The 18,377-nt window shown below is 72.8% G+C and carries 12 protein-coding genes and 1 pseudogene; 7 read left to right on the top strand and 6 right to left on the bottom strand.

Annotated elements, in window-relative coordinates:
* Window positions 1–121: 121 nt before the first annotated feature.
* The 6 genes and pseudogenes from AB0435_RS17970 (at window position 122) to AB0435_RS17945 (ending at window position 8,921) form a co-directional block, all read left to right on the top strand.
* Complete coding sequence (locus AB0435_RS17970; protein ID WP_366004691.1) at window positions 122–2,521, top strand: phosphoketolase family protein; 2,400 nt, start codon at window positions 122–124, stop codon at window positions 2,519–2,521.
* A 169-nt stretch (window positions 2,522–2,690) separates the two neighbouring features.
* Entirely contained in the window at window positions 2,691–3,701 is a 1,011-nt protein-coding gene (locus AB0435_RS17965) for a LacI family DNA-binding transcriptional regulator (RefSeq protein WP_366004692.1), read from the top strand.
* A 120-nt stretch (window positions 3,702–3,821) separates the two neighbouring features.
* Window positions 3,822–5,405: a sugar ABC transporter ATP-binding protein gene (locus tag AB0435_RS17960; RefSeq protein ID WP_366004693.1), complete on the top strand. Its 1,584-nt coding sequence runs from the start codon at window positions 3,822–3,824 to the stop codon at window positions 5,403–5,405.
* Window positions 5,395–7,289: pseudogene (locus AB0435_RS17955) on the top strand (substrate-binding domain-containing protein). The gene AB0435_RS17960 and the pseudogene AB0435_RS17955 overlap by 11 nt, the downstream one beginning before the upstream one ends.
* A gap of 12 nt (window positions 7,290–7,301) precedes the next feature.
* Entirely contained in the window at window positions 7,302–8,231 is a 930-nt protein-coding gene (locus AB0435_RS17950) for a ribokinase (protein WP_366427397.1), read from the top strand.
* A 186-nt stretch (window positions 8,232–8,417) separates the two neighbouring features.
* Window positions 8,418–8,921: a hypothetical protein gene (locus AB0435_RS17945; RefSeq protein ID WP_366427396.1), complete on the top strand. Its 504-nt coding sequence runs from the start codon at window positions 8,418–8,420 to the stop codon at window positions 8,919–8,921.
* A 34-nt stretch (window positions 8,922–8,955) separates the two neighbouring features.
* Here AB0435_RS17945 and AB0435_RS17940 read toward each other — a convergent pair whose 3' ends face one another.
* From AB0435_RS17940 to AB0435_RS17920, 5 genes are all read right to left on the bottom strand, one after another.
* A complete protein-coding gene (locus AB0435_RS17940; protein WP_366427395.1) occupies window positions 8,956–11,046 on the bottom strand; it encodes a SpoIIE family protein phosphatase in 2,091 nt (696 codons plus the stop codon).
* A gap of 216 nt (window positions 11,047–11,262) precedes the next feature.
* A complete protein-coding gene (locus tag AB0435_RS17935) occupies window positions 11,263–11,802 on the bottom strand; it encodes an ATP-binding protein (RefSeq protein WP_366004698.1) in 540 nt (179 codons plus the stop codon).
* Window positions 11,803–12,116: 314 nt separating this feature from the next.
* Window positions 12,117–12,764, bottom strand: a complete 648-nt coding sequence (locus AB0435_RS17930) for a DUF4360 domain-containing protein (RefSeq protein ID WP_366004699.1) — start codon at window positions 12,762–12,764, stop codon at window positions 12,117–12,119.
* 585 nt (window positions 12,765–13,349) lie between these two features.
* On the bottom strand, window positions 13,350–15,347 hold the full coding sequence (locus tag AB0435_RS17925) for an ABC transporter ATP-binding protein (protein ID WP_366427394.1): 1,998 nt from the start codon (window positions 15,345–15,347) through the stop codon (window positions 13,350–13,352).
* A 503-nt stretch (window positions 15,348–15,850) separates the two neighbouring features.
* Window positions 15,851–16,783, bottom strand: coding sequence for a serine hydrolase (locus AB0435_RS17920; RefSeq protein ID WP_366004701.1), 933 nt, complete (start codon window positions 16,781–16,783; stop codon window positions 15,851–15,853).
* Window positions 16,784–17,005: 222 nt separating this feature from the next.
* Here AB0435_RS17920 and AB0435_RS17915 point away from each other — a divergent pair, with 222 nt between their 5' ends.
* Window positions 17,006–17,824, top strand: coding sequence for an ABC transporter ATP-binding protein (locus AB0435_RS17915; RefSeq protein WP_366004702.1), 819 nt, complete (start codon window positions 17,006–17,008; stop codon window positions 17,822–17,824).
* Here the strand turns inward: AB0435_RS17915 and AB0435_RS17910 are convergent.
* Window positions 17,811–18,374, bottom strand: coding sequence for a sigma-70 family RNA polymerase sigma factor (locus AB0435_RS17910; protein ID WP_366004703.1), 564 nt, complete (start codon window positions 18,372–18,374; stop codon window positions 17,811–17,813). The two genes, AB0435_RS17915 and AB0435_RS17910, sit on opposite strands and share 14 nt — an antisense overlap.
* Window positions 18,375–18,377: the final 3 nt, after the last annotated feature.

Raw genomic sequence — 18,377 nt, 5'->3', positions numbered from 1 at the left:
GTCAGGGGTTTACGCGACTCGGAGCAGTTCCGTACGCACTCACGGTGACCGCCGTTTCCTCCGCCGGGCACCGGGTACCCGGCCGACCGCGAGGCGCGTCCGCCACCGCACTGGAGGCCCCATGACCACGCACCCCCACACCACCGAGCCGGGTACGGGCGGGCTCGGCGACGCCGAGGTGGCGGCCCTGGACGCGCACTGGCGCGCGGCCAACTACCTCTCCGCCGGGCAGATCTACCTGCTGAGCAACCCCTTGCTGACCGTCCCGCTGGAGCCGGAGCACATCAAGCCGCGGCTGCTGGGGCACTGGGGCACCACCCCCGGCCTCAATCTGATCCACACCCACCTCAACCGTGTGATCACGGCACGGGACCTGGACGTGCTCTGCGTCTGGGGCCCCGGGCACGGCGGGCCCGCGGTGCTCGCCAACTCCTGGCTGGAGGGCAGCTACAGCGAGGTGTACCCGGACGTGAGCCGGGACGCGGAGGGCATGACGCTGCTGTTCCGGCAGTTCTCCTTCCCCGGCGGGGTGCCCAGCCACGTCGCCCCCGAGACACCCGGTTCGATCCACGAGGGCGGCGAGCTCGGCTATTCCCTCGCCCACGCGTACGGCGCCGCCCTCGACAACCCCGGCCTGCTGGTCGCCTGCGTCATCGGGGACGGCGAGGCGGAGACGGGACCGCTCGCGACGTCCTGGCACGCGAACAAGTTCCTCGACCCCGTGCACGACGGCGCGGTCCTGCCCGTGCTCCACCTCAACGGCTACAAGATCGCCAACCCCTCGGTCCTCGCCCGTCTCCCCGAGGAGGAACTGGACCGGCTGCTGCGCGGATACGGCCACGAGCCGCTGTACGTGTCCGGTGACGACCCCGCCCGCGTGCACCGGGCACTGGCCGCCGCCCTCGACCGGGCCCTGGACCACATCGCCACCGCGCAGCGCGTGGCCCGCGAGGAGGGCGTGCCCGACCGGCCGCACTGGCCGCTGATCGTGCTCCGTACGCCCAAGGGCTGGACCGGCCCCGCCGAGGTCGACGGGTTGCCCGTGGAGAACACCTGGCGCGCCCACCAGGTCCCCCTCTCCGGGGTCCGGGACAACCCCGAGCACCTGCGCATGCTGGAGAGCTGGCTTCGCTCGTACCGGCCGGAGGAACTCTTCGACGCTCAAGGGCGGCCGCTGCCGCAGGTGCTGGAGTGCGTACCGCGCGGCACCCGGCGGCTCGGCGCCACCCCGCACGCCAACGGCGGCCTGCTCACCCGCTCGCTGCCGCTGCCACCGCTGGAGCACTACGCCGTGCCCGTGGACAAGCCCGGCACCGCCCTGCACGAGCCGACCCGGGTGCTCGGCCGCCTCCTCGCACAGGTGATGGCCGACACCGCGCAGCGCAGGGACTTCCGGCTCGTCGGCCCGGACGAGACGGCGTCCAACCGGCTGGACGCCGTCTACGAGGCGACCGGCAAGGCGTGGCAGGAGGCGACCCTGCCCACCGACGAACACCTCGCCCACGACGGCCGGGTGATGGAGGTGCTCTCCGAACACCTCTGCCAGGGCTGGCTGGAGGGCTACACCCTCACCGGCCGGCACGGCCTCTTCTCCTGCTACGAAGCGTTCGTGCACATCGTGGACTCGATGGTCAACCAGCACATCAAGTGGCTCAAGACCTCCCGGTCCCTGACCTGGCGCCGCCCCGTACCCTCCCTCAACTACCTGCTCACGTCGCACGTCTGGCGCCAGGACCACAACGGCTTCTCCCACCAGGACCCCGGCTTCGTCGACCACGTGCTCAACAAGTCGCCCGACGTCGTCCGCGTCTGTCTCCCGCCGGACGCCAACACGCTCCTGTGCGTGACCGATCACGCGCTGCGCAGCCGCGACCGCGTCAATGTGATCGTCGCGGGCAAGCAGCCCTGTTTCGACTGGCTCACCCTGGACGAGGCCCGCGCGCACTGCGCGCGCGGCGCCGGGGTGTGGACCTGGGCGGGCACGGAGACCGGCGAACGGCCGCCCGACATCGTGCTCGGCTGCGCGGGCGACGTCCCCACCCAGGAGGTGCTGGCCGCCACGGACCTGCTCCGCCACCACCTCCCCGGACTGGCCGTACGGGTCGTCAACGTCGTCGACATGACGCGCCTGCTGCCGAAGGAGGAGCACCCGCACGGGATGTCCGACCCGGAGTACGACGCGCTGTTCACCGCCGACCGGCCGGTCGTCTTCGCCTACCACGGCTATCCGTGGCTCATCCACCGGCTCACCTACCGCCGCGCCGGCCACGCCGGCACGCACGTGCGCGGTTACAAGGAGGCGGGCACGACGACCACCCCCTTTGACATGGTCGTCCGCAACGACCTGGACCGCTACCGCCTGGTCATGGACGTCATCGACCGGGTGCCGGGCCTGGGCGTGCGCGCGGCTCCGGTCCGGCAGGCGATGGCGGACGCCCGTACGCGGCACCACGCGTGGATCCGCGAGCACGGCACGGACATGCCGGAGGTACGGGACTGGACGTGGTCCGGCGGAACGTAGCGGAACACGGACGCCGTGAACCGGACCTGAAAGCACCCTGAGGACAACGGAGTCGACGCGCGGCGGCGAGACGCGCGTCACATGAACGGCATCTTGACGGCGCGCGTGTGTAATCGATTACCTGAGGCCGCACGGAATCGATCACATCCCCCGTATCCGACGGAGCGCCATGGCGAACATCAAGGACGTGGCCGAGCGGGCGGGCGTGTCCGTCGCCACCGTCTCCCGGGTGCTCAACGGCCGTTCGCCCGTCGCCGGGACCCGTGACCGCGTCCTCGCGGCCGTGGCGGAGCTCGGCTACCGGCCCAACGTGGTGGCCCGCGCGCTGCGCACCGCCCGCACCCGCACGCTGGGCCTGGTCATCAGCGACCTCCGCAACCCCTTCTTCACCGAACTCGCCGACGCCGTCGAGCAGGAGGCCCGCCGGCTCGGCTACAGCCTGATCATCGGCAACGCCGGGGAGAGCCCGCGCCAGCAGGACGACCACATCCGCACCCTCCTGGACCGGCGCATCGACGGCCTGCTGGTGAGCTCCGCGGGCACCGGCTCCGCCATGCTCGGCGAGGCCGTCGCCTCCGGCACCCCGCTCGTCCTCCTCGACCGCGCGGTGCCCGGCGTCGCCGCCCCGTGCGTACGGGCCGAGGGCCGCCAGGCGCTCACCGACCTCGCCGCGCACCTCGCGGGGCTGGGGCGGCGCAGGCCCGCTGTCATCGTGGCCCCCGCCGGGACACCCATCGGCGAGGAGCGGCTGGAGCTGTTCCGGGCGGCCCTGGCCGGGCACCGGATCGACCTGCCCGCGGAGCGGATCGTCTCCTCGCCGGACCTCTCCCCCGCCGGCGGGCAGCGCATGATGCGGGACCTGCTGGACCTGCCGGAGCCGCCGGACGCCGTGCTGGCCACGGACAACCTGATGGCCTTGGGCGCGCTCGACGAGGTACGGGCGCGGGGGCTGCGCATCCCCGGCGACGTGGCGCTGGTGGCCTTCGACGACGTGCCGTGGTTCGCGCACACCGATCCGCCGCTCACCGCGATCGCCCAGCCGACGCGGGAGCTGGGCCGGGCCGCCGTGCACACGCTCCTGGAGCGGATCGAGGGCCGCGAGGCCCCGCCGGTGCTGCTGCCCGCGCGGCTGGTGACCCGCCGCTCCTGCGGCGAACAGGCGCCGCGGACCGGCGGCTAGCCGGCGTCCGGTGGGCCGGCGCCGCGCAGCGGTGGTGCGGACGGCGACCACCCGCACCCGACCACAAGATCCGCCGAACTGATCCGCCGAAACAGATCCGCCGAACAGGGAGGACAGCGCATGACCGGCGTCGAAGACGACGCTCCGGCCGGTGGCCGGGAGCTGCTGCGGGTGGAGGGGGTCACGAAGTCCTTCCCCGGCGTGCGGGCGCTGGACGGGGTGGACCTGAGCCTGCGCGCGGGCGAGGTGCACGTCCTGCTGGGTGAGAACGGCGCGGGCAAGAGCACCCTCATCAAGATGCTCTCCGGCGCCCACCGCCCCGACGCGGGCCGCATCCTGGTCGACGGGCGGGAGGTGGTCATCCGCTCCGCGCAGGACGCCGAGCGCCTCGGCATCGCCACCATCCACCAGGAGTTCAACCTCGTCCCCCAGCTCACCGTCGCGGAGAACATCTTCCTGGGGCGGCAGCCGCGCACCGCGCTCGGTCTCGTGGACCGGCGCGCCATGCGGGCCCGCGCCACGGAGCTGCTGCGCCGCGTGCGCCTCGACGTCTCCCCCGCCACCCCGGTCTCCGAACTGGGCATCGCCCGGCTCCAGATGGTGGAGATAGCCAAGGCGCTCAGCCTGGACGCCCGCGTACTGATCATGGACGAGCCGACCGCCGTGCTCACGTCGGAGGAGGTCGCGACCCTCTTCGGCATCGTCCGCGAGCTGCGCGAGAGCGGCGTCGGCGTCATCTTCATCACCCACCGTCTGGACGAGATCGCCGCGCTCGGGGACCGGGTGACGGTGCTGCGCGACGGGCGCTCGGTGACGGAGGTGCCCGCCGCGACCGACGAGGACGAGCTCATCCGGCTCATGGTCGGCCGCGACATCGCCGAGCAGTATCCGCGGCGCCGCCCCGAGGAGCCGGGCGCGCCCCTGCTGAGGGTGCGCGGGCTGACCCGTGGCGGAGGCCGGGGACCCGGCTTCACCGACGTCGGCTTCGAGGTGCGGGCCGGTGAGGTCGTGGGGGTGGCGGGGCTGGTGGGCGCGGGCCGCACCGAGGTCGCGCGGGCGCTGTTCGGCGTGGACCGCTACGACGCGGGCACGGTCGAGGTGGACGGCGAGGCTCTGGCCCGCGGTGACGTACGGGCCGCGATGCGGGCCGGGCTCGGGCTCGTCCCCGAGGACCGCAAGGGCCAAGGCCTGCTCCTGGACGCCTCGTTGCGCGACAACCTCACCCTGGCCCGGCTCGACCGCGACACCCGCGGCGGGTTCGTGGACCGGCGGGCGCAGCGCCGCGAGGCGGCGGCGGTGGCCGAGCGGCTCAAGGTGCGGATGAGCGGCCTCGAGCAGTCGGCGCGCACGCTCTCGGGCGGCAACCAGCAGAAGATCGTCATCGGCAAGTGGCTGCTGGCGGGCACCCGGCTGCTGATCCTCGACGAGCCGACGCGCGGCATCGACGTCGGCGCGAAGGTCGAGATCTACCGGCTCGTCAACGAGCTGACGGCCGCGGGCCGCGCGGTCCTGATGATCTCCAGTGACCTCCCGGAGGTCCTCGGGATGAGCGACCGGGTGCTGGTGATGGCCCAGGGCCGGATCGTCGGCGAGCTCGCGGGCGAAGAGGCCACGCAGGACGCGGTGATGGAACTCGCGGTCCGGGTGCCGCACACGGACAGGAACATGGATCAGAGCGCGATGGAGGGCTCCGATGTCGGCTGAGGTGCTTCGGGCGCCCGGGGTCACTCCCGGGCAGTGGTTCACGAGGGCGGTGCTCCGCAACGGCCCGCTGGGCGGGCTCATCGCCCTGGCCGTGGTGATGGCGGCGCTGTCCCGGGACTTCCTGGGCGGGCAGAACCTCCTCAACGTCGGCGTCCAGGCGTCGGTGACGGCGATCCTCGCGTTCGGCGTGACGTTCGTGATCGTGTCGGCGGGCATCGACCTCTCGGTCGGTTCGGTCGCCGCGCTCTCGGCGACGGTGGTCGCGTGGGCCGCCACGCACCAGGGGCTGCCGGTGGTGGTGGCGGTGCTGCTGGGCCTGGCGGTGGGTGTGGTGGCCGGGCTGGTGTCCGGCGCGCTCGTCGCGTACGGCCGGCTCCCCGCCTTCATCGCCACGCTGGCGATGCTGTCCGTCGGCCGCGGCCTCGCGCTCGTCATCTCGGGCGGCTCCCCGATCGCCTTCCCCTCCTCGCTCGGCCGGCTCGGTGACACCCTCGGCGGCTGGCTGCCGGTGCCCGTGCTCGTGATGGTCGCGATGGGGGCGATCGCGGCGCTGGTGCTGGCGCGGACGTACACGGGGCGGGCGATGTTCGCGATCGGCGGCAACGAGGAGGCGGCCCGGCTGTCGGGCATCGACGTCCGACGCCGCAAGCTCGTCGTCTACGCGCTTTCGGGGCTGTTCGCCGCGGTGGCGGGCATCGTGCTGGCCTCCCGGCTGACCTCGGCGCAGCCGCAGGCCGCCGTGGGCTACGAACTGGACGCCATCGCCGCCGTGGTCATCGGCGGGGCGAGCCTGTCCGGCGGCTCGGGCAAGGCGTCGGGCACGCTCATCGGCGCCCTGATCCTCGCGGTGCTGCGCAACGGCCTCAACCTGCTTTCGGTGTCGGCCTTTTGGCAGCAGGTCGCGACGGGCCTGGTCATCGCGCTGGCCGTGCTGCTGGACACGCTGCGCCGCCGGAGCGCGCGGTGAGGGGACGTACGGGAGCGGTGGCCACGGCGGCCGTGCTGGCCGGCGCCCTCGCGCTGAGCGGCTGCGACCGCGGCGGGCATACGGATCTGGGGCTCGCCCTGTCCACGATGAACAACCCGTTCTTCGTGGGCATCAAGAAGGGCGCGCAGGAGGAGGCGAAGGCCCGCGGCCTGAAGATCAACATCACGGACGCGCAGAACGACCCGGTGCAGCAGGTCAATCAGATGGAGACGTTCACCAGCCAGAACGTCAGGGCCGCGGTCATCAACCCCGTCGACTCGGACGCCGCGGTGCCCGCCGTGGGGGTCGCCAACCGCGCGGACGTGCCGGTGATCTCCATCGATCGCGGGGTCAACGGCGGCAAGGTCGGCTCGACGATCGCCTCCGACAACGTCGCGGGCGGGCGGCTGGCGGCGAAGACGCTCGCCGAATCGGTCGGCGGCAAGGGGAAGGTGGCGTTCCTGGAGGGCCTGCCGGGCACGTCGGCCGCCCGGGAGCGCGGCAAGGGCTTCGAGGAGGGCATCCGGGCCTACCCGGGCATCGAGGTCGTCGCCCGGCAGCCCGCCGACTTCGACCGCACCAAGGGCATGGACGTCATGGCGAACATGCTCCAGGCGCACGGTGACATCACCGGTGTCTTCGCCGCCAACGACGAGATGGCGCTCGGCGCGTCCAAGGCGCTGGGTGCCCGCTCCGGCAAGGGCGTGAAGGTCGTCGCCTTCGACGGCACGCCGGACGGCATAACTGCCGTACGGGACGGGGCACTGACCGCGACCGTCGCCCAGCAGCCCAGGCTGCTCGGCAAGCAGGCGGTGGACTGGGCGGTCCGGGCCGCGGAGGGCAAGCCGCTGCCGCGCGAGGTGAAGGTTCCCGTGGTGCTGGTGACCCGGGAGAACGCCGCGGGCTTCACGGGCTGAGAGGGTGGGGACATGAACGGGAAGAACGCGAAGAAGACCTACGACGTGCTGGTCGTGGGCTCGGCCAACGCCGATCTGACGGTCCGGGTCGGCCGGCGGCCGGACGCGGGCGAGACGGTGCTGGGGTCGGATCTGGTGGAGTCGCCCGGCGGCAAGGGCGCCAATCAGGCCGCCGCGGCCGCGCGGCTCGGGATCCGTACGGCCCTGCTGGCGAAGGTCGGTGACGACGCCTACGGCGAGCTGGTGCTGGCCGGTCAGCGCGCGTCCGGCGCCGAGGTGCGGCACGTCGTGGTGGAGAAGGGCGCCCGGACCGGCACCGCGATGATCGTGGTCGGCGCGGACGGCGACAACAGCATCGTCGTCTCCCCCGGCGCGAACGCGCACCTCTCCCCGGCGGACGTGCGGGCGTCCCGGGAGGTGATCGCCGACTCCGCGGTGGTCTCGCTGCAGTTGGAGATCCCCGGGGAGACCGTACGGGAGGCGGTCCGCGTCGCCGCGGAGACCGCCACCCGTGTCGTGTTCAACCCCTCGCCCGCGCCCGCGGGCGACCTGGATCCCGAACTCCTCGCAGCGGCCGACCCCTTGGTCGTCAACGAGCACGAGGCCCGGCTGATCTCCGGGCTCCGGCAGGCGGAGGCCCATGAGTGGGCCGGCGAACTGCGGAAGCTGGGCGCCCGTTCGGTCGTGGTGACCCTCGGCGGGCGGGGCGCGCTGGTGCTGGACGCCGGGGACGACGAGTCGGTTCCCGTGCCGGGGGTGCCCGCCGAGGTGGTCGACACCACCGGGGCCGGGGACGCCTTCACGGGAGCGCTGGCGGGTCGACTGGCCGCGGGGGACTCCCTGCTGGAGGCGGCGCGGTTCGCCGTGCGGGTGGGGGCCGCGGCGGTGGCGAGGAGCGGTGCGCAGCCGTCGTACCCGACTCTGTCGGAGCTCCCTGGGTAGCGAGTTCGGTCCGCATATCGTCAACCGAGTTCAACTATCGAACATTTGGCTGTATCTCGTGGGTGACTTCGTGTCGCCACGCGGTCGCTCCGCGATACCGTCGGCGTCGAGGTGAACGCGGTGCCGGACGGGACGGATGGGGGAACGCCGGATCCGGGCCGCTCCGACCCGATCTGGAGGATCGACATGTTCCGTGACCGTCCCCGCCGCACGCTGAGCATCGCCGCAGCCGCGATGGCCGCCGCCGGCGCCGTGACGATCAGCGTGCTGTCCCTGCAACCCGCCGCGGCCGACGGGGACAAGGACCTCCGCCTGACCACGGTGCAGAAGATCGGCACCGAGCCGGAGAACCCCCGGACCGGGGACCACTGGGTGACCTACTTCGACCTGCACACGACGGCGACCGACAAGGACGGCAAGGAGACCGCGGGCAAGCGCGTCGGCGACGCGAGTGACCGCTGCGACGTGGTCCTGGCGCGCTACGAGGGCATCGTGACCCAGTGCGAGCGCGTCCTGCGCACCGACCAGGGCACGTTGGTCCTCACCTCCCTGACGAACCGCTTCGGCCGTGGCCCCTACCCGACGACCGCGGCCGTGACGGGCGGCACGGGCAGCTACGCGGGCGCGAAGGGCGAGGCCCGCATCACGCTGAAGGACGACGGCGCGGCCTACCGCATCCAGCTCCGCTGACTCCCCGCCAGGGCCGCGCTCGGGAAGTCGCCCGTCACCGGACGTCCGGGGCGGGCTCCGCCCTGACCCGGGCGATGAGCAGCGCCACGTCGTCCTGGTCGTTGCCGTCGCGCAGCGAGCTCAGCAGCAGGTCACAGGCCTCCTCCAGGTCCTGGGGGGCGTCGGCCAGGACGGCGAGCAGGGCTTCCAGGCGGACGTCGATGTCCTCGTCGCGGGTCTCGACCAGGCCGTCGGTGTAGAGGACGAGCTGATCGCCGGGGGCCAGCGGCAGGCTGACGCTCTCGAAGGGGACGCCGCCCACGCCCAGCGGCGCCCCGGCGGGCAGTTCGAGCAGTTCGGGGCGGCGGCCGGAGCGCACGAGGACGGGCGGCAGGTGGCCCGCGGTGGCGACGTGGCAGCGGGCCTCATGGGGGTCGTAGACGGCGTAGACACAGGTGGCGATCATCTGGTCCAGACCGGTGGCGGTGTGGTCGAGGTGGTGCAGCACCCGGTCGGGGGCGATCCCCAGCTGGGAGAGCGTACGGGCCGCGGTGCGCAACTGGCCCATGGCGGCGGCCGCGTTGATGCCGCTGCCCATGACGTCACCGACGACCAGGGCGCTCTTCTCCCCGGCCTGCGGGATGACGTCGAACCAGTCGCCGCCGACGTTGCTCGCGGCGCCCGCGGGCTGATAGCGGTAGGCGATCTCCAGGCCGACCAGGTGCGCGGGCCGCTGCGGGAGCAGACTGCGCTGGAGGGTGAGGACCGTGCTGCGCTCGCGCTGGTACCAGCGCGCGTTGTCGATGCTGACGGCGGCCCGCGCGGCCAGCTCCCCGGCGAGCGCGATGTCGTCCTCGCCGAAGGGACGGGGGTTGCCGATGCGCTTGAGGTCCAGCGCGCCGAGCACCTCGCCCCGGGCGATCAGGGGAACCGCGAGATAGGAGCGCAGTCCGGCGCGGGCCAGCAGCTCGGCCGCCGTACCGTCGCGGGCGATGCGGGGCAGGTCGCGCTCGTGGACCCGGGCGACGCACACGGGCCGCCCGGTGGTCACGCACCGGGTGACCAGCCGGTCGGCCGCGTATTTCGCGATCTGCCCCGGCGGGTCGGCGGCGCGGACGGCGTCGGTGGCCCCGGCGGATTCGGCGGAGGCCACGGCGAGCGCCCGGAAGACGGCGGCGCCCCCGTCCGGCGGGACGGCGCGCCCGCCGGCCAGCACCGTGTCGAGGACGTCGACCGCCGCGACGTCGCCCAGGCCCGGCACCACGGCCTGGGCGAGCTCCTGGGCGGTGCGGTCCAGGTCGAGGGTGGTGCCGATCAGCACGGACGCGTCGGCGATCAGCGTCGTGCGGCGCCGCGCCTCGTTGTTCGCCCGGTGCCGGTCGGTGACGTCGACGACGGAGGTGGCGAGGCCCAGGGTGCGCCCGGCGGGGTCCTCCAGGCGGTAGTACGAGACGAGCTGGGCCTGGTCCTCGGTGGCGCCGCCACCGGCGCGGCCCACGGCCATGCGGTCCAGCAGCGGGGTGCCCGTGGCCAGCACCTCACGCATGGCGGACTCGATCTCGGCCACGTCCGCGAGCGGCAGGGCCTCGCCGACGCGCCGGCCGAGGTGTTCCTCGGCGGACAGGCCGTGGATACGTTCCAGCGCGGGGTTGACCATCACGAACCGCAGGTCGGTATCGAGGACGGCGAGGCCGATCGGGGACTGGGCGACCAGCCGGAGCGAGAGGGCGAGGTCCCGCTCGACGTGGCGGAGGACCTCCTGGTCGGTGGCCATCCCGAGGGCGTAGAAGTCGCCGCTGCGGTCCTCCAGCCGCATGTTGCGGAACTCCACCAGCCGGGCGGTGCCGTCCTTGTGCCGGGCGGGGAAGACGCCGGCCCAGGACTCGCCGCCCATCACCTTGCCGAACAGCTCCAGCACCGGCTCCAGATACGCGTCGATGACCAGCAGCTGGGCGGCGTACTGCCCGAGTGCCTCCGAGGCGCTCCAGCCGAAGAGGGCCTCCGCCTGCGGGCTCCACAGGACGATCCGTCCCTTGCGGTCCAGGACGACGGCGGCCACGTTGAGCACGTCCAGCAGGCCGCCCGGTTCGTAGGGCGCGCCCGCGGCAGGGCCGGGTTCCGACCGGTGCGCGTCGGTCGTCCCCATCGAGGTCCTCCTTCCGCCCCAGAGGGTGGTGCGGCGGCCTCGCGCCGGTCGGGCCGGACCGGCAGGTCACTCCGGATCTACCCCGGTTTCTCCGCCATGTCGCCGCAGCGACTTCCATGGTCTCTCCGAACCCGCTCGACGCGCAGCCCGTGCGCGTTCGCGCGGGAGCCGGACCAGGGTGCGGGGACGCGTCGTCCCGGCGGTGAGGTACGCGGCCTACCGGGCGGGAGCGGGCAGGGCCAGCGTGAACCAGACCGTCTTGCCCTTGGCGGACGGCCGGTGGCCCCACCGCGTGGCGATCTGCTCGACGAGCCACATCCCGCGCCCGTTCTCGCTGTCCGCGCCGGCCTCGCCGCAGCGCGGCAGGCATCCGCCGGTGTCGGAGACCTGGGCGATCAGGTGCCCCCGCGCCCGGGTCAGCACGAGCTCGATGTCGCCGACGGCGTCGGTCACGTGGACCACGGCGTTGGTGACCAGCTCGGAGAGCAGGAGGGCGGTGTCCCCGACGAGCTCGTGCAGGCCCCACTCGGCCAGCAGCCCTTCCGAGAACCGGCGGGCGGCGGCCACGGAGCGCACGGTCGCGGGCAGCGAGATCGCGCGGGAGGGGTGCGGCGCGGGGTGGTGCGGCTGCCGGCGCGCGGGCGGGCTGTGCATGCACAGGGGGAGCCCGGCGGCCCAGGAGGACCGGAGGCTGTGCCGTGGACCCGCCGCCCACGCGGTGACCGGGTCGGGGGCGCTGGTGACGGCATCGGCCATGTGCGGGTGGCTCACGGTGTCACGGCTGGTAACAGGCATCTGACTCAAGGGCGGTCGAGGTAGCGCGAAGGGCGCTGGGCGGGAACGTGCCTCCGGCGCCGTACGGTCCTGCGGGAGAGGGATTCGGGCCGTCGGGCTTCGCGATGGTTCCCCCCACATTCGCGCGCTTTTCGCCAGAGGTCTATACCCATTATGTGACCGAGGCCGTGCGGAGTGCTATCGCCGCAGGTGACGTCGGCTGTGGGCGGTACAAAGTCCCCGCCGACGCCGGGGTGGCGGGCCCGCCGGCCCACCACCCCACACAGCGGCCGTGCCTACTTCGGGCACTCCTTCCAGGCCAGGTGGTAGATGGTGTTGAGGTTGCCGTCGGTCGAGTCCATGGTCATGTAGCTGGTGGTCTTGGCCGGGTCCGAGGTCCCGGCGTTGACGCGCAGCTCGGTATTGATGTTGAAGTTGCGCTGCTCACCGCACGGCGCCCAGACCAGGGACGCGATGTCGACCTGGTCGGTCGCCTGCCAGTTGTCGGCGTAGGCGCCCTTGAAGTTGTGGATGCTGGGCACGGTCTGGGACTGCCCCTGGAAGTAGTACGACGCCTTCTCGGCGCCGATCGCGCCGTCCTCGAGCTGGGCGTAGCCGCGGTAGTCCGCGCTGGCGATGGCGTAGGTGAAGCCCTGGGGGACGTGGACGATCAGGTTGAGCTGGCAGTTCTTCCGCGCGTCGGTCGGCTTGGACCCCAGGCCCACCTGGGCGAGGTAGTCGCTGTAGGTCACCGTGAAGGCGGTGTTGTCGGGCGACACGGCCACCGCGGCGGTCCCCTGCGGGCAGCCCGAGCCGTTCACGGTCGCTATCTCGATCACGATCTTGTCCGGCGGCGGATTGACGATGACCGAGGGGCCGTACGTGGAGAACGGCGCGCTGAACAGCGCCGCGATCGTGGCCCCTGCGAAAAGACCGGCGGGCATGGCTCTCCAATCGTTGTCCTGGACTGAGCGGGCACATTCCGGCCGGACGCCGGGGACGGATTCCGGAAACGGAATGAGTGAGAACTGAACGATTTCAGGGCATGATCATGACAACTCATACCCTCGGGTGACCCGTGGGGACGGGAGCGTTCGAATGGTAGGAGGCGGCACACCGCTCCGCCAGAGTCGGCGTCGGCCATGCGGCCTGTTGGCCGGTAATGACCGACGCCCGACTCCGTTCATTTGGCCGAGAGTTCGGGGAACGCGTGGCTCAAGTGAACGCAGAGGAAGGAGATGAGGACCGCCGCCGTGATCACACCCAGGCACCCGAAGACATCACGCAAGGTACTCGCCAGCGGCCCCAGGGGCGGCCGGACCGGTGGGGCCGGCCGGACCGGTGGGACCGACGGTGCGGACACGGCCGCGGGCGGCGCCGGCCGGACGGGCGGTGACGACGGTTCGGGTACGGACGGGGACAGGGAGGGCCGGCCGACCGGGGACGACCGCGACGACGGGGACCTGGGATGCGGCAGGGACGGGGCGGAGGGCGAGGGCCGGGACGGGCACGGGGCGTCGGTGCGGCCGTCAGGCCTGGGCGGGCTGTGCATGCGGGGAACCATTGCGCCTGACGGGGTCGGGGACGGATCGCGGAGCGGGATCGATGCCGTACTGGGCGGCCTGGAGCTCGTACATCGAGCGGTACAGCCCGCCTTCCACGGCCATCAGCTCCTCGTGGGTGCCTTCGCCCACGAGGTGTCCGCGGTCCAGGACATAGATGAGGTCGGCGGTCGCGGTCGCGGCCAGCCGGTGAGTGATCAGCAGGACGGTCGTGCCCTCGTCGGTCAGCGTCCGCAGCGAACGGAACGCCTCCGCCTCGGCCTTGGGGTCCAGCGCGGAGGTGGGTTCGTCCACGATGAGCAGCGGGGCGCGGCGGTAGCGGGCCCGGGCGCTGCCCAGCCGCTGCCACTGGCCGCCGGAGATCTGGGTGCCGCGCTCGAAGCCCTTGATGATCAGGCTGTCCCACTGGTGCGGCAGGGACTTGACGACATCGGTCGCGTCGGCGTCGGCGGCCGCGCGGTCGATGAGGTCCTGGTCGAGCCGCCGCCCCGGCCTGCCGATGTGGACGTTGGCCCGGGCGGTCATGGGCCAGCGGGGGAAGTCCTGGGAAAGGACGGCGACTTGGTCGAAGAGCTGGTCGCGGTCGGCCTCCCGGACGTCGACGCCGTTCCAGGACAGACATCCCGACGTCGGCAGATAGAGCCCGGCGACCAGCTTGGACAGGGTCGTCTTGCCGGAGCCGTTCGCACCGACCAGGGCCACGACCTTGCCGGGCGGAATGGCCAGGCTGACCTCGTAGAGCGCGGGGGCCGTGGTGTCGGGGTAGACGAACGAGACCTTCTCCAGCCGGATCTCGCGCACCCCCGCCGCCAGCGGCGTCCCGCCGGAGGGGATGGCGTGGCGCTCGGCGGTGCGGCAGGCGTCCTCCAGGTCGGCCAGATACATCGCCTCCTCGTAGAGCCGGTTGACCTGGATCACCAGGGAGGTGAGCCCGGCTCCGCAGGCGCGCACGGCGATCACCGCGGTGCCGGCGATCGCCAGCGGCACTCCCCCGGACGCCAGCAGCAGCCACAGCACGCCGTACGCGGCGACGGCCGCCAGCCCGGACAGCGCCGAGGACGCGCTCTGGGTGGCCGCCTGGGCGCGGGCCAGGCGCTGCTGCTCCTTCTCCATGGTGGCCGCCATGTCGTCGTAGGCGTCGACGAGCATCCGGCCCGCGCCGTGGACGCGGATCTCGGCGGCGGAGTCCTGGCTGGTCAGCGTGGAGGTGATGACGGAGATGGCACGCCGGTGCTCGATCCAGACGTGCCGCGAGGCGTACTGGCGGCGGGCGGAGACGACCGCGCCCCAGCCCTTGGGCGCCGCGATCAGCAGCAGCATGAACACCAGTGAGGGGTGCAGCAGCGCCAGTACGCCGGCGGCCGAGACCAGCCCGATCAGGGCGTTGACGACGAGCACCGAGGAGCCGAGCATCATCCGCACCGAGTCGGTGCCGAAGCGGCCGGCGTCGAGCTTGCGGTGGAAGTCCTTGTCCTCCAGCGTCGCGAGCTCCACCCGGACCGCGGTGCGGTAGAAGCGGGCGGTGCACACCCGCTCCACCTTGGGCTCCAACTGCCCGGCGGCGGCCAGGGAGACCGAGGCGAGCAGGGCGGAGGCCGCGCTGACCGCGGTGACGGCGAGGAGGGCGGGCAGCGCCCGGTGGATCCGCCCGGGGGTGGGTCCGGAGGCGAAGAGGGCGACGAGCACCTGATTGGTGGCCACCAGCCCGAAGGCGCGGGCCGCGCCCTGCCCCAGCTCGGCGCCCAGCAGGGTGAGCAGCGCGGCGGGGTCCTCGCGCCAGGCGGCCTTCGCCACTGTGCCGACCATGGCCGGGAACTGCCGGGCCATCGACCGGAAGGTGAGCCGCAGGAGGGGTTTCTCGTGGTTCGCGAACGGCGCGTCGCACCGCAAGGCGCCGCCGAACAGGAGCAGTTCGCTGACCGAGACGGGGATCGTCCGTGGTGTCCGCCCCTTGAGGACGGTCATCGTGCCTCCGGCCGGTCACTCGCCGCGGCGGGCCGGCGCTCCGGTGCGGCGGGCCGTGGGCGGTGGGCTCGCGGGTCGTTCCGGGGCTCGGTTCGGGCGGACATGGCGCCTCCAGGGTTCGGTGGACGAAGTGGTGGGGGTGCGCTCCCGTTCTTGGGCAGGGCCCATGGGCATGCGAAGGCCGCAGGGGTGGGCGGCGACGTGCCGAGGAGCCGGAGTGGGGGTGGCGGGCCCCGGCGGACGGCGGTGCGGTCCGGTACAACCGTCGGCGAACGCGGGGATCCGATGTCCGTTTCCGGACAGGAAGGACTCTATCTCCCCCTGCGTGCCGGGGAGTTCGGCATCCGGCACTTCCCCGCTGACGGTTCACTCGTTCAGGTACAAAACAGTGCTGGTTCCTGGGAAGTGACGGACACTCACACCAAGGGTCCGCACACGCGCGGAACCCGGACCTCCGGTCGGGGGTCCGGGCTCTGGGGGCCGTCGGCGGGGTGCCGGGCCGGTCAGTCCTCGCGGGCCATCGGGGGGAGCTTGCGGAGCTTCAGCTCGGTGTGCTTGCCGTAGGCGTAGTCGAGCATCCTGGCGGCGTCGGGGTAGCGCCCGGTGGCGTCGTCGAGGATGACGCCGATCACGGCGCGGCCGCGGCGCTGCGCGGCGAAGACCAGGCAGGGGCCGGCGGCGGAGGTGGTGCCGGTCTTGATGCCGATGACGTCCTTGTAGGAGCCGAGCAGCTTGTTGGTGTTGTACCAGGTGTAGAGGCGGTTGACGTTCGTCGCCTTCTGCTGGGTGTTCAGGGATCCCATGACCTGGCGGAAGGTGCGGTTCCCCAGCGCGTGCCGGGAGAGCTTCGCCAGGTCGCGCGGGGTGGTGAGGTTGCCGCCCCGGGAGGAGATGCCGTCGAAGGAGTCGTAGGTGGTGCGGGTCAGCCCGAGCTCGGCGGCCTTCTTGTTCATCATGGCGATGAACGAACGGGTGCGCGCGCCCTCGTCGTCGCCGCTGCCGAAGGAGTCGGCGAGCGCGTAGGCGGCGTCGCAGCCGGACGGCAGCATCAGCGCGTAGAGCAGCTGCCTGACCGTCAGCTTGTCGCCGGTGCGGAGGTCGGCCGTGCTCGCTCCGGTGCGCGTCACGTAGTCGCGGTAGGACTGCTTGACCAGGATCTGCCGGTCGAGGTCCACCCCGTGACTGTCGAGCACCACGACGGCGGTCATGATCTTGGTGGTGCTGGCCATCTGCCGCCTGGCATCGGCCTCCTTGGCCCACAGTTGCTTGTCGGCACCGCTGTCGAGCAGGTACGCGCCCTTGGCGGCGACCTTCGGCGGGCCGCTCGCGCCGGCGGCCTCCGCCATGGGCGCCGGGAGCGCGAGGACGACGGCCGTGGCCGACGCGACCATCGCCGCTCCCCAGCGGCCGGCCGATGCTCCCCCACATCGCTGCATACAGGCTCCAGTTACTCAGATAGTCGGTTCGGGCGAGCGCATCGTTGCACCGGTCTCCTCACGTGACGAAATCCGCCTCACCATCGGGTGATTGGGGCCTCGCATGCTGACGCGAGGAGGGTGCGGGCGTCTGATAAAGGGGCGCCGGCGCGCGCCTCACCGGAAGACCCTGTCGCACAAGGGTCCACACCGATCGGCGATCTTCTGGAAAGGCCCCCGCCCGTGGAGCTCCGCGTCGAACAGCTCATCGCCGGCTACCCCGGTCACCGCGCCGTGGCAGGCGTCGACCTCACCGTCCCCTCCGGCCAGGTCGCCGCGATCGTCGGCCCCAACGGCTGCGGCAAGTCGACGCTGCTGCGCGCCATCGCCCGCCTCCACCAGCCCGAGTCCGGCCGGGTGCACGTGGGCGACGCCGACATCTGGCAGCTGAGACAGCGTCAGGCGGCGCACCGCGTCGCGCTCCTCCCCCAGTCCCCGCCGGCACCCGAGGCCGTCACCGTCGCCGGGCTCGTCCGCTACGGCCGCCACCCGCACCAGGGGCTCTTCCGCCAGTGGTCGCGCGACGACGAGCGCGCCGTGACGGAGGCCCTGCGGGCCACCGGGGTCGAGGAGCTCGCCGACCGCCGCCTGGACCGGCTCTCCGGCGGCCAGCGCCGGCGCTGCTGGCTGGCGATGGTGCTCGCGCAGGAGACGCCCGTCGTCCTCCTCGACGAGCCCACGAGCGCGCTCGACATCGGCCACGCGGTCGAGGTCCTGGACCTCGTGCGCGAGGTGGCCACGGCCGGACGCACGGTCGTCATGGTCCTCCACGACCTCGCGGGCGCGGCCCGCTACGCCGATTCCGTGATCGCGATGAAGGACGGCAGGGTCGTCGCCCACGGCGCGCCCCGGGAGGTCGTCGACACGGCCCTGGTGCGCGAGCTCTACGGCATCGAGGCCGACATCCTCCAGGCCCCCGCCGACGGCTCCCCCGTGGTGGTCCCCGCCGCTCGCCGCGCCCCGGCCGACAGTCTCGGATCCCGCGGGGTCAACTCCCGCTGACGGGATGCCCGACGGGCAGGCCGGAGGCGAGCTTGCGCTTCGCGTGGCCGATGTGGGAGTGCACCAGGGACTCGTCGGCGCCGAGCAGGCTCGCGACCTGGACCACGCTGTAGCCGATCACATGGTTGAGGACGAGGGCGTCGCACTGCCGCTCGGGCAGCCGGGCGATCGCCGCGTACAGCGCCATCCGGTTCTCCAGCAGCTCGAACCGCTGACGGCATTCCTGGGGCAGGCGGGTGACGCAGCCGAACGCGGCCGTCACCAGCGCCGAGTCCCGGCCGCGCACCGCGAGCCAGACGGCGAGGTGCTCCTTGAGCAACGACCAGGCGTACGCGTCGGCGGACGGCCGGCGCAGCACATACGGCCACCGCCGGCCCAACTGCTCGAAGACCGCCGCCACGATCTCCTCCGCCGCCTCACCGTCGCCGGTGTGCACATGGGCGTACGCACACCAGCGCCTCGCGTGCATCTCGCGGAACGCGGCGAAGGTGATCGCCAGTCGACGGCTGCGCGTGCGGAGCGGCGGGAGCCGGTCCGTCTCTCCAGTCACAGA

Source organism: Streptomyces sp. NPDC051173 (genome assembly GCF_040689515.1).
Lineage (GTDB): Bacteria > Actinomycetota > Actinomycetes > Streptomycetales > Streptomycetaceae > Streptomyces.
This window is presented reverse-complemented; position numbering and strand designations above follow the sequence as displayed.